Origin of the sequence: Actinomycetospora corticicola (genome assembly GCF_013409505.1) — a bacterium.
Classification (GTDB): Bacteria; Actinomycetota; Actinomycetes; order Mycobacteriales; family Pseudonocardiaceae; genus Actinomycetospora; species Actinomycetospora corticicola.
In genome coordinates, this window is the sequence record NZ_JACCBN010000001.1 from 4,741,313 (window position 1) to 4,753,150 (window position 11,838).

Below are 11,838 nucleotides of genomic sequence, written 5' to 3' on the forward strand. Positions count from 1 at the left end.
GAGTCAGGACCGACGCGGGTCCCGGCCGATGAACGCCATCAGCCGGGACACCGCGTCGGCGTCCGGGTCGATCTCGACCTTGGGGCCGAACTGACCCGACGCCCGCAGCATCTCGTCCATCGGGGTCATGCCCTCGAGGATCGCGGCGCAGCGGTCGGGATCGAGCCCGGCGTCCTGACCCGTCGCCCGCGCGAGGTCCCACGAGTGCATGAAGACGTCGGTGGTGAAGAAGCGCGACACCGCCTCGGGTAGCGGGACCGTGCCGATGTAGGGGTTGACGAGCTCCTTGTCCGCCGACGCCGGATCGTCGAGGAGGGCCTGGACGCCGTCGCTCATCGCCCGCCACGCCCCCTCGGGGTCCTCGTCCACGGGAGGTCCCGACGGCAGGTCGATGCCGGTCCCGCCCGCGAGGAACGGGGGGAACCACTCCACGAGGTGGCGGACGACGTCCCGGGCGGTCCACTCCGGCACGGGTGACCGCCGTTCCCAGGTGGCAGCGTCGGGCACGCCGGCCACGAGTTCCCCGAACCGGCCCGCGGTCTCCCGGTACTGCTGTGCTGCGTCGCTCATGTCGTCGCTCCTCTGCAGTGGTCGTCGTCGGTCGTCGATCCTGGACGCGGATTTTCGACACCCCGTCACGAAGTAGGGCCGTCCGGGTGAGTGTCGGCCGTAATGTTCCGCGAGACCCAGGCGACATGACCACCGGACGTGAGATTCCGGGGGGCGATGTGGTGCGGTCAGGACGACGGGTGTTCGCAGGGATCGGGGCGGTGGCGCTCCTGGTCGGCCTGCTGGTGGGGCTCGGTGGCCAGGCGTCGGCCGCCACCGTGACGGGGCAGATCGGCAACGTCGGCGGCGGGTGTCTGGAGAACTCCAACAACTCGACCGCGACGAACAACGCCCAGTGGCTGAACACGTGCGGCACCAACCTCGGGCAGCAGTGGTCCCGGTGGTCCGACGGCACGATCCGCGTGCAGGGCCGGTGCATCGACACGCTGAACGGCGGGACCGCCAACGGCACCCGCGTCGTGCTCGTCGTCTGCTCGACCACGTCGACCTCGCAGAAGTGGACGCCGTACGCGGCGGGCTACGTGCAGAACCAGAAGTCGAAGCTGTGCCTGGCGCCGCAGAACAACAAGATCGCCGCCAAGGTCGTCATCACCATCGCCACGTGCGCGAACGTCAACCCGCAGAAATGGACGCTGCCCGCGCTCTCGACGCCGGACACCACGACGACCCCGCCGCCGACCACGACCACCGCGCCGCCGGTCACCACCACGACGAGCGCCCCGCCGGTGACCACCACGACCGCCCCGCCGGTCACGACGACCACCGCGCCGCCCGTGACCACGACGACCACCGCGCCGCCGGTCACCACCACGACCACGGCCCCACCGACGACGACCACCACGACGTCGACCAGCCTGCCGACGCAGACCACCCAGTCCTGGGACGCGAGCTTCACCTCGTCGGGCTTCGGCACGTTCGACGACACCCCGTGGAACAACGTGGGCGCGAGCGCGCCGGTCATCGTCGACTCGCCGGTGACCTCCGGTGCGAAGGCCGCGCAGTTCACGATGCCGGGCGGCGGCACGCGCTCGGAGATCGTCCCGACGACGGCGGAGTTCACCGAGGGCCAGGACCGCTGGTTCCGGTTCTCCTTCTACCTGCCCGCGGGCTTCCCGACGCAGGTGACCACCTGGCAGGTGATCACCCAGTGGAAGAACGACGGGACGGGGTCGCCGCCCCTGGAGATCACCGTCGGCGGGGGCAACCTCAACCTCGAGGGCGGCTACGGCTACCCGGCCGGGCCCCGGACCTTCGCCCAGCCCCTGGCCCCGGCGGTGACCGGGCAGCGGACCGACCTCGTACTGCACGTGTTCTTCTCCCGCGACCCGAGCAAGGGCACGGTCGACGTCTGGAACAACGGGACCCAGGTGCTCGCGGGCTACAAGCCGGCCGGCGGGACGCTGTACCCCACCGACAAGAAGAACACCGCCACGAGCAGCTCGTACTGGAAGATGGGCATCTACCGCGACTCGGCGATCACCCAGCAGGCCCAGTACACGATCGAGGGCGCGAAGGTCGGGAACACCCGGGACCAGGTCAACTGAGCCCGGGGACGACCAGGCGTCAGGAAGTGGGCAGCTTCTGCAGCGCGTCGCCCAGCGACCGCTCGGCGTCGTCGGCGAGGCCCTTCAGCGCCGGCACCATGAACGGCGTCGCCGCCTTGGCGAGGCCGTGGAAGGTGAACGTCGCGGTGTAGCTCACCGTGGTGCCGCCGCCGTCGGCGCCGGTGAACGTCATCTCGTCCTCGCTGGTCACGGTCTTGTTCCGCCCGACGATGCGGAGGCGGGTGGGCTCGTCGGCCTCGAGCGTGTAGGTCAGCGTCGTCCGCTTCCCGCGGAACTCCGAGACGTTGGTCCACTGCTTGCCGACGGCGACCGGCGTCGTCGGGTCGACGGGCTCGCAGGTCACGGTGCCGGCGTCCCACTCCGGGGCGTTGCCGAAGTCGCGCAGGTAGGACCGTACGACGTCGAGCGGGGCGGGGGTGGAGACGGTCCGGGTCACGGTCGGCATGCCGGACGGTTACCCGCAGGCCCGCCCGGCTACCGTGGGTGGCATGGCCCAGCCTGATCTCGTCGTGGTGGGTTCCGGCTTCTTCGGCCTCACCGTCGCCGAGCGTGCCGCCACCGAACTCGACAAGCGGGTGCTCGTCGTCGAGCGCCGCTCGCACCTCGGCGGGAACGCGTACTCCGAACCCGACCCGGAGACCGGGATCGAGGTGCACCGCTACGGCGCGCACCTCTTCCACACCTCCAACGAGCGGGTCTGGGAGTACGTCAACCGCTTCACCGACTTCACCGGCTACCAGCACCGCGTGTTCACGATCTTCCGCGACCGGGTCTACCCGATGCCGGTCAACCTCGCGACGATCTGCGAGTTCGCGGGCAAGGCGATGACGCCCGACGAGGCGCGCGCCTGGGTCGCCGAGCACGCCGCGGAGATCGACGTGGACGACGCGCAGAACTTCGAGGAGAAGGGCGTCGCCCTCGTCGGCCGCCCCCTCTACGAGGCGTTCTTCGAGGGCTACACGGCCAAGCAGTGGCAGACCGATCCGAAGAACCTGCCCGCCTCGATCGTCAGCCGCCTGCCGGTGCGCTACACGTTCGACAACCGCTACTTCAACGACACCCACGAGGGTCTGCCGGTCGACGGCTACACCGCGTGGCTCGAGCGGATGGCCGACCACCCGAACATCGAGGTCCGCCTCGACACCGACTGGTTCGACCTGCGCGACGCGCTGCCCGAGGACGTGCCCACCGTCTACACCGGCCCGCTCGACCGCTACTTCGACTTCAGCGAGGGCGAGCTCGGCTGGCGCACGCTGGACTTCACCTCCGAGGTCGTCACGACGACGGGCGACTTCCAGGGCACGCCGGTGATGAACTACGCCGACCGCGACGTCCCGTTCACGCGCATCCACGAGTTCCGGCACTTCCACCCGGAGCGGAAGAACTACCCCACCGACAAGACCGTGATCGTGCGGGAGTACTCGCGCTTCGCCGAGTCCGGCGACGAGCCGTACTACCCGATCAACACGCCCGAGGACCGCGCCAAGCTCGAGCGCTACCGCGAGCTCGCCCGCAAGGAGGCGACCAACCGCAAGGTCCTCTTCGGCGGTCGGCTCGGCACCTACAAGTACCTCGACATGCACATGGCCATCGGGTCGGCGCTGACGATGTTCGACAACAGGATCGCCCCGTGGTTCACCGAGGGGACCGACTTCGACGGCGCGGACCCGCTCGAGGGCTGACTCATGACCGGTCTCGCGGTCGCCCTCGCCCTGGTCGCGGCGTTGCTGCTGGCGGTCGGCTCGGTGGCCCAACGCCGCGCGGCGGGGCAGGTTCCCGACGACGAGGCGGGTGGGCTCGGGCTGCTGCGTCGCCTCGTCCGGTCGCCGGTGTGGTGGGCGGGCTCCGTCGGCGACGCCGGCGGGTTCGTGGTGCAGGCGGCCGCGCTCGGGGTCGGCTCGCTGCTGCTGGTGCAGCCGCTGCTCGTCACCACGCTGCTGTTCGCCCTACCGCTCGAGGCGTGGACGGGCGGCCGCCGGATCGCCGTCCGCGACGGGGTGTGGGCGCTCGTCCTCGCCGCCGCCCTGGCCCTCTTCCTCGTGATCGGCGAGCCGACCCAGGGGCTGGACCGCGCGCCCGTCGCCACGTGGGTGCCCACCGGGTCGGTGCTGGTCGTCGTCCTGCTCGGCTGCCTGCTCCTCGCCGCGCGCCGGCACGGCCGGGTCCGGGCGGCCGCGCTCGCCGTCGCGACCGGCATCGCCTACGGGGTGCTCGCCGCCCTGACGAAGTCGGTCGTCGACCTGCTCACCGACGGCATCGTGCCGCTGCTGCTCGGCTGGGAGACCTGGGTGCTCGTGGTGGCCGCCGTCGGTGGGACCTACCTGCAGCAGGCCGCGTTCCAGGCCGGCGACCTCGCGACCACGCTCCCCGCCATCACCGTGGCCGAGCCCCTCGTCGCGGCGCTGCTGGGCCTCACGGTGCTCGGGGAGCAGGTCCGCGCCGACGGTGCCGAGTGGGTGCTGATCGGGCTGCTGGTGGTGGTGACCGTCGTGGCGACCACGGTGCTCGCGCGGTCGAGCGCGGCGGGCGCACCCGCGCCGGCCGCGGCGTGACCGACCGGACCACTCCTGCCGTCGGGACGCTGCGGCGGGTGCTCGCGGTGCTCGTCGGCGCGGTCGTGGTGCTGGTGGCGGTGCTGCTCGTGGCCGCGGGCGGGGACCCCCGCGACGTCCCGGTGACCGCGTGGCCGTTCCACGCGCTGCTGGCCGCGCTGCTGGTCCTCGCCGTGGTCGCGGCGGCCGCCGCCCGTCGTCGCAGCATCCGGGTACCGGCCGTGCTGGCCGCGGTGGTCGTTCTCCTGCTCAACCTCGCCGCGGCGGTCAACACCTACGTCGACTACGACCGCACCCTCGGCGCCGTCCTCGGCGTCGAGCCGGCCGACGAGGAGCCGCTGGCCCGGCTCCTGCGCCAGACCACCGTGCCCGCGAACGGCGAGATCGCCGCCGTCACGATCCCGACGCGGCGGTCCGGCTTCACGGCCCGGCAGGCGCTCGTCTACGTCCCGCCCGCCTGGTTCCACCGGCCCCGCCCGAAGCTGCCGGTGATCGTCCTGCTGCACGGCACGCCCGGGACCCCGTCGGACTGGTTCGGCCCGGGCCTCGCGGCCGCCACGGCCGACGCCTTCGCGGCGGCCCACGGCGGGACGGCTCCGATCCTCGTGGCGCCCGACATCAACGGCACCGAGGACGCCGACACCGAGTGCGTGGACTCCCCGCTCGGCCGGGTGGAGACCGCGCTGACCGAGGACCTGCCCGCGTTCGTCACGTCCACCTTCCGCACGCAGCCCACCGGGCGGGCGTGGGCCGTGGCCGGCCTGTCGGAGGGCGGCGCGTGCGCGACGATGCTGGCCCTGCGCCACCCGACGACGTTCGAGACCTTCGGCGACTACGCGGGCCTCGCCGGCCCCCGCGTCGGCGACACCAACGCGGACACCGCGTCGACCGTGAGCGGGTTGTTCGGCGGATCGGAGCAGGCCTTCCGCGCGCACGAACCGTCGTCCCTGCTGCAGTCCCGCCGCTTCCCGCGGCTCGGCGGCTGGTTCGAGGTGGGCGACGCGGACGCCGAGCCCCTCGCGGCGCAGCAGGCGCTGGTGCCGCTCGCGCGCCGGTCGGGGGTCGCCGTGTGCGCGGTGATCGTCCCCGGCGGCGGCCACACCTTCGACGTCTTCTCGGCGGGGTTCGCCGACTCGCTGCCCTGGATGGCGGCCCGGCTCGGACTCCCCTCGCGCGCGGTCGGCTGTTCCTCGACGTGATCGGGTACCAGCCCGCGTGATCACCATGACCGTCTCCGGGGACCGCCCCGGCTACCTCGCCGAGACCCTCGACTCCTGGTCCGCGGTGCGCGGCCTGTCGAGCCGGCCGTTCCACTTCGTCGTCGAGCCGGGCGACGGGCTCGCGCGGTGCCGGGCGGTCATCGAGGATTTCTCCCGACGGCAGGTCGCCCGGGCCGTCGAGGTCGAGGTCAACGCCGAGCGCCGCGGCGTGCGGGCCAACCCGCACCACGCCCTCGCGACGGCGTTCGCCACCGGTGCGGCGTCGGTGGTGCTGTGCGAGGAGGACATCGTGGTGGGCGACGACGTCCTGGAGTGCCTCGAGGCCGTCCCCGACGACCCGGACGTGCTCGCCGCCTGCGCCTTCTCGACGCGGCCGGACCCGCAGCCCGAGGACGTCCTCGACGACACCGGGTTCTCCGCCTGGGTGTGGAGCACCTGGGCGGACCGGTGGTCCCGGTTCCTGTGCGACGACTGGTTCGAGGCCGCCCGGGCGCCGTGGGACGGGGCGGGCGCCGGGTGGGACTTCGGGGTCGAGCGGATCGCGGCACGGGCCGGGTTGCGATTCGTCGGGCCTCTCGCGAGCCGTAGCGACAACATCGGGCGCGACGGCGGTGTGCACGCGCTGCCGGAGGAGTTCGAGGCCAGCCGGGCGCCCACCTTCCGGTCCCACCGCGACCCGGTGGCCTGGCGGACCCCCCTCCCCGCGCGAGGGGAACCCTCAGCCCACTAGAGCGGCCGAATTCTCCCCTCACCGACGGACCGGCGGCCCGCCCACGTGTTCACCCCGAGGGCCGCCAGCGCCGCGAGCGTCACCGGGGCGTTGGTCCGCCCGGTGAGGCCCACGAGCGAGGACGTGACGGCGATCGGCGCACCGATCGCCGAGCCGGTCAGGGCGAGGACCGCCGCCCGCCAGGAGGCGGCCCGCGCCCCGGCGACGGCGAGCAGCACCGCCCGCGCCTGGTCGGCGTCGGCGCACCGCAGGTCCGCACTCCAGGGGAGCTCCGCGCCGAGCCCGATCCCGACGTCGGCGACCGCGAGGCCCTCGTCGTCGTCGGCGGAGACCAGCGCGACCCCGTGCCCGGCGGCCTGCAGCCGGACCACCGCGGCGGCCGTCGCGTCGTCGTCGACCACCACCACGCGCCCGACGGTCGCGGCCGCGTCCGCCAGCCGGTCGGCGAGCCCCTCGCCGAGGACGACCATGTCGACGCGGTCGGCCGTCCGCAGCGCCGCCGGGTCCATGCTGACCACCCCGAGGTCCGCGACGGCCCGGTGGGCGGCCGCGGCGTAGGCCTCGCGGCCCCAGCGGGCGGCCTTCGGCACGCCGGCCAGCAGCACGGCCGCGGCGCGCTCCGGCACCAGCGCCGCGACCGTGCCGAACGCGGCGAGGGCGGTGGCGCCGGAGGCGTCGCCGACGACGTCGACCGGGCCGCGGGGCAGCGACCCGGGCCGCTGCGTCGGGCCGAGGGGTTCCGCGGCGTGCGTGGCCAGCGGGGCGCGCGCGTCCCAGGCCGTCCACGCCGCGGTGCGCGCGGCGGCCTCGTCGGCGCGGACCACCCGGTAGCAGGCGTCCACGACGAGCCCGACCGGTCCGCGCCCGAGGGCCTGCAGGGTGGCGCTGCCGAGGGAGAACCAGGACTCGGTGGTCGCCCCGCCCGCGGTCCGCTCCGCCGCGGAGCGCGAGGAGGGTACGGCGTCGAGCAGGGAGAGCGTGCCGGTGAGCAGCGGCGGGATCGAGCGGGTCAGCGGCACCAGGCCGAGCCACCGTTCCACCCCGACGAGCCCGAGTCCCGCGAGGTCGACCCCGAGCGCGAGGACCTGCCGCGACCACGGCGTGACGTCGGCGGGGTGCTTGCCCGAGGTGTCGGCGGGGGCGCGGTCGAGCCCGTGGCGGCGTTCGACGTCCTCGACGACCCCGACGAGCCGCGCGAGCTCGACGTCGGGGGAGTGGTCGACGACCACCCGGCCGACCACAGCGTTCACCACCGCGCCCTGCACGCCCGGCACGGCGAGCAGCTCCTCGACGAGGTCCTCGCGGGTCGACCGCTCGCCCGGGGTGGCGACCCCGCGGACCTCGATGTGGGTGCGTCCCGGCCGGCCGCTGTGCCGCCGGGCGGGGGCGAGGCCCAGGGCCCGGACGACGGGCCCGACCAGATCGCCGAGCACCCCCGTCGTCGGGCCGGGGGGACGGGACGACGTGGTGGCCACGGAGGCGGTCGAGGGCATGGCGCGTACTTCCCGTCGTCCGGACGGGAGGAAACGGACATTTGCCAGCAGAACGACAGGTTGGGCCGACCGGCCGTGCCGTGTGGGGGCGGACGGGTGCTGTCGGGGGTGGGCGCTACCGTCGGGTGCATGACGAGCACGCAGGAGGCTCCCGTGGAGCTCAGCGCCCGCGAGCTGGAGTCCGCCCTGCTCCAGCGGATCATCCTGCCGCGCCCGGCCGACCCCACCACCGTGCGGTCGCTCTACCTCGACGAGGGCACGGCGACGTCGCTGCGCTCGGCGGCGCCCACCGCGGAGCGTCCCGGCACGGTGAACGAGGAGCAGGACGAGTTCGTCCTGCACCTCACCACCGCCGGCGGGCGCCGGGCCGAGGTGCTCTCGCGGACGTCGGTCCGGGTGCCCGAGCACACCGAGACCTCGTTCGCGGCGTACTTCAACGCCTTCCCGGCGTCGTACTGGCGGCGCTGGTCGGTGCTCGACGCCGTGCACCTGCGGCTGCGGCTGCGGGGCGCCGGGCGGGTCGACGTCTACCGGTCCACCGCCCGCGGCGTGCCGGTCCACGTGCACGGCGAGGCCGTCACCGGTGAGGGTGCGATCGACGTGCCGGTCGCGCTGCGCCCGTTCGAGGACGGCGGGTGGATCTGGTTCGACCTGTCGAGCGGGGCGGAGCCGCTCGAGCTGCTCGACGGCGGGTGGTACGCCGACCGGCCCGCGCCGGGGCGGGCGGCGGTGACGGTCGGGATGCCGACGTTCAACCGGCCGTCGGACTGCGTGAACACGCTGCGCGCGCTCGGCGAGGACCCGCTGGTGCGCGACGTGCTCACCGCCGTCGTGATCCCCGACCAGGGCACCTCGAAGGTCCGCGAGCAGGACGGCTTCTCCGACGCGGCGGCGCTGCTCGGCGACCGGCTGCGGATCATCGACCAGCCGAACCTCGGCGGGTCGGGCGGCTACAGCCGGATCATGTACGAGGCCCTCGAGCACACCGATGCCGAGTACATCCTCTTCATGGACGACGACGTCGTCCTCGAGCCCGACTCGGTGCTGCGCGCCCTCGCCTTCGCCCGGTTCGCCCGCGCGCCGATGCTCGTGGGCGGGCAGATGCTCTCCCTGCAGGCGCGCTCGCACCTGCACGCCATGGGCGAGGTGGTCGACCGGCACACCTTCTTCTGGCAGCTCGCGCCGAACACCGAGGACGACCACGACTTCGCGGTCGACTCGCTGCGCGAGACGCTGTGGATGCACCGGCGCACCGACGTCGACTACAACGCCTGGTGGATGTGCCTGATCCCCCGGGTCGTGGCCGAGCGGATCGGCCAGCCGCTACCGCTGTTCATCAAGTGGGACGACTGCGAGTACGGCCTGCGTGCGGGCTCGCACGGCTTCCCGACGGCGACCGTGCCCGGCGTCGCGATCTGGCACATGAGCTTCGTCGAGAAGGACGACAGCTCCGACTGGCAGGCGTACTTCCACGCCCGCAACCGGCTGGTCGTCGCCGCGCTGCACGGGCCGGACGACCCGAAGGCGATGCTGGTCGACTCGCTCAAGCGCACCCTGCGCCACCTGTTCCTGCTCGAGTACTCGGCGATCGCGCTGCACCAGATGGCGATGCGCGACTTCCTGTCCGGGCCGAAGGCGCTGTTCGGCTCGCTGCCCACCGCGCTCGGTGAGGTCCGGGCGCTGCGGGCGCGCTACCCCGACGGGAAGGTCGTCGCGAGCGCCCGCGACCTGCCCGAGCCCGCGATCGGGGCGCTGGCGGCGCAGCTGTGGCCGGAGCCGCCGCAGGGCAGGGTCGCCCAGGTGAAGGCGCTCGCCGGCGCCCTGCGCCACCAGCTGCGGCCCACCGACCCGGGCGCCGCCGAGCGCCCGCAGCGCAACGTCCCCGCCGAGCACGGCACGTGGTTCCTGCTGTCCCGGCTCGACGGGGTCACCGTCTCCACCTCCGACGGCACCGGCGTCACCTTCCGGCACCGTGACCGCGCGGAGTTCTGGCGGCTGCTGCGGACCTCGCTCGCGATGCACCGCGAGGTCCAGCGGTCGTGGCCGTCGCTGCGCCGGCGCTACCGGGAGAACATGGGCGAGCTCGTCAGCCGGGAGGCGTGGGAGGCCCAGGTCTTCTCGCGGTTCCGCTAACCCGCCGCGAGCTCGTCGAGGACGAGGTCGCGCAGGACCACGTCCGCGACGTCGAACCCGGACGCCCGCACCCGCGCGACGTCGAGCCCCAGCGACGGGCCGACCAGCCGGGCGCCGGCCTCCCGGAGGGCGTCGCGGGCGTCCTCCAGCGCGTACCGCGCGCGGGTCCGCCCGCCGTAGCCGACCAGGCCGACCGTGCGGCCCGACCACCGGGCGGTCGCGAGGTCGGCCAGGAGTGTCCGCGGCGCGCCGTGCAGGTACTCCGGGACGATCACGACGGCGGGTCGGATGTGCTCGTCGCGAGCGTCCGCGTGGTGGGTCGCGATGCCCTCCCCGAGCCAGAGGGCGAGCTCCGCGGCGAACGGGGCGTCGCGCAGGGCGGGGCGGATGACGCTCACGGGCGGGGTCGTCGCGGTGCCGGTCACGGTGCGGCCCTCCTGCGCCTCGGTGCGGTTCACGGTCGTCACACCGTCGCCGAGGACACCGGCCCGTCTCAACCGATTTCGCTCGGAGCGTCGTCCCCCCGGTCGTGGGGATTCGGATGGCAGGCGGTGCCAGAATCGGCGGATGGCGCAGCAGGGGACCGACGAGCAGACGTCCGACCAACAGTCCTCTGACGAGGCGGCCGGGAAACACCGGGCGAGCGACGAGGGGGCCGACCAGACGTCGGGGTCGTCGGAGTCCGACGGTTCGTCGAAGGAGGCGGAGTCGTCGGGGGAGCAGTCCACCGAGTCGTCGGAGCAGCAGTCAGCCTCGTCGGAGCAGCAGTCAGCCCCGTCGGAGGCGAAGACGGAGAAGCAGGCGGCCTCGTCGGAGTCGAAGACGGAGAAGCAGGCGGCTCCGTCGGAGTCGAAGACGGAGAAGCAGTCGTCCCCGTCGGAGGCGAAGACGGAGAAGCAGTCGGCCCCGGACGACGCGCCGACCGAGCAGCACCGGCGCGGCTCCGCCGACACCTCGTGGGCCGAGCCCGAGACCCAGCGTCGCCACGTGGACGTCGGGGAGATCGTCTGGCGCGCCGGCAACGTCATCGCGACCGTCGTGCGCACACTCGCGTTCCTGTTCGCCCTGGTGCTGATCGTCAACGTGGTGCTCGTGCTCGTCGGGGTGAACCCGGCGAACGGGGTGGCCCAGTTCATCGGCGGCGTCGCGGACACCGTGATCCTGGGCTTCCGGGACCTCTTCGTACCGAGCGACCCGAAGATCGCGCTGATCGTGAACTCCCTGGTCGCCGCCGTGTTCTGGGTGTTCGTCGGCGAACTGTTCTCCCGTCTGATCCGCTTCATCGCCGCCCGCGTCAAGTAGGCCGACCACCCTGCCCCACGAGATGTACGTGGGGCAGGTTCTTGGCCCGCCCGGGATGCCTGGTGTGCACCTCGCCCAGGAGGGTCCGCGCAGGGCGGTCCGGACCCGCCGTCAAGAAGGGACAGCCGAGTCCCGCCGCCGCGAGACTCACGTGGGGCAGGTTCCGGGCGCGCCAGCCCTGCCTGGTGTGCACCTCGAGTGGGCCGGGCCGCGGCGCGGCTCCGAGAGTGACGTGGGGCAGGTTCTTGGCCCGCCCGGGATGCCTGGTGTGCA

Annotated in this window: 11 protein-coding genes; 7 read left to right on the forward strand and 4 right to left on the reverse strand. The window is 73.6% G+C overall.

All coding sequences use genetic code 11. From position 1 onward, the window contains the following. Positions 1-3 precede the first annotated feature (3 nt). Positions 4-570, reverse strand: coding sequence for a TIGR03086 family metal-binding protein (locus BJ983_RS23030; RefSeq protein WP_179795942.1), 567 nt, complete (start codon positions 568-570; stop codon positions 4-6). Between the two features lie 179 nt (positions 571-749). Here BJ983_RS23030 and BJ983_RS23035 point away from each other — a divergent pair, with 179 nt between their 5' ends. Further along, positions 750-2,114 carry a heparin lyase I family protein gene (locus BJ983_RS23035; protein ID WP_343054314.1) on the forward strand — a complete coding sequence of 455 codons (1,365 nt, stop codon included), beginning with the start codon at positions 750-752 and terminating at the stop codon, positions 2,112-2,114. A gap of 19 nt (positions 2,115-2,133) precedes the next feature. Here BJ983_RS23035 and BJ983_RS23040 read toward each other — a convergent pair whose 3' ends face one another. Then, positions 2,134-2,580, reverse strand: coding sequence for an SRPBCC family protein (locus tag BJ983_RS23040; protein WP_179795943.1), 447 nt, complete (start codon positions 2,578-2,580; stop codon positions 2,134-2,136). A 43-nt stretch (positions 2,581-2,623) separates the two neighbouring features. On the opposite strand from BJ983_RS23040, the gene glf reads away from it, so the two are divergent. The 4 genes from glf to BJ983_RS23060 are packed head-to-tail and all read left to right on the forward strand — an operon-like array spanning position 2,624 to position 6,637. Continuing rightward, the gene (glf, locus tag BJ983_RS23045) at positions 2,624-3,817 is read left to right on the forward strand and encodes a UDP-galactopyranose mutase (protein WP_179795944.1); all 1,194 of its coding nucleotides are present in this window, start codon (positions 2,624-2,626) and stop codon (positions 3,815-3,817) included. Between the two features lie 3 nt (positions 3,818-3,820). Then, complete coding sequence (locus BJ983_RS23050) at positions 3,821-4,687, forward strand: DMT family transporter (protein WP_179795945.1); 867 nt, start codon at positions 3,821-3,823, stop codon at positions 4,685-4,687. Further along, entirely contained in the window at positions 4,684-5,886 is a 1,203-nt protein-coding gene (locus BJ983_RS23055; RefSeq protein ID WP_179795946.1) for an alpha/beta hydrolase-fold protein, read from the forward strand. Before BJ983_RS23050 ends, BJ983_RS23055 begins: the two co-directional genes overlap by 4 nt. Positions 5,887-5,911: 25 nt before the next feature. Next, complete coding sequence (locus BJ983_RS23060; RefSeq protein ID WP_179795947.1) at positions 5,912-6,637, forward strand: hypothetical protein; 726 nt, start codon at positions 5,912-5,914, stop codon at positions 6,635-6,637. Here the strand turns inward: BJ983_RS23060 and BJ983_RS23065 are convergent. After that, complete coding sequence (locus tag BJ983_RS23065) at positions 6,634-8,130, reverse strand: hypothetical protein (protein ID WP_179795948.1); 1,497 nt, start codon at positions 8,128-8,130, stop codon at positions 6,634-6,636. The genes BJ983_RS23060 and BJ983_RS23065 overlap by 4 nt on opposite strands. A 129-nt stretch (positions 8,131-8,259) precedes the next feature. On the opposite strand from BJ983_RS23065, the gene BJ983_RS23070 reads away from it, so the two are divergent. Continuing rightward, positions 8,260-10,263: a glycosyltransferase gene (locus BJ983_RS23070; RefSeq protein ID WP_179795949.1), complete on the forward strand. Its 2,004-nt coding sequence runs from the start codon at positions 8,260-8,262 to the stop codon at positions 10,261-10,263. Here BJ983_RS23070 and BJ983_RS23075 read toward each other — a convergent pair. Then, on the reverse strand, positions 10,260-10,721 hold the full coding sequence (locus BJ983_RS23075) for a hypothetical protein (protein WP_179795950.1): 462 nt from the start codon (positions 10,719-10,721) through the stop codon (positions 10,260-10,262). The two genes, BJ983_RS23070 and BJ983_RS23075, sit on opposite strands and share 4 nt — an antisense overlap. A gap of 109 nt (positions 10,722-10,830) precedes the next feature. Here BJ983_RS23075 and BJ983_RS23080 point away from each other — a divergent pair, with 109 nt between their 5' ends. Beyond that, entirely contained in the window at positions 10,831-11,565 is a 735-nt protein-coding gene (locus BJ983_RS23080; RefSeq protein ID WP_179795951.1) for a hypothetical protein, read from the forward strand. The last annotated feature ends 273 nt before the right edge of the window (positions 11,566-11,838 follow it).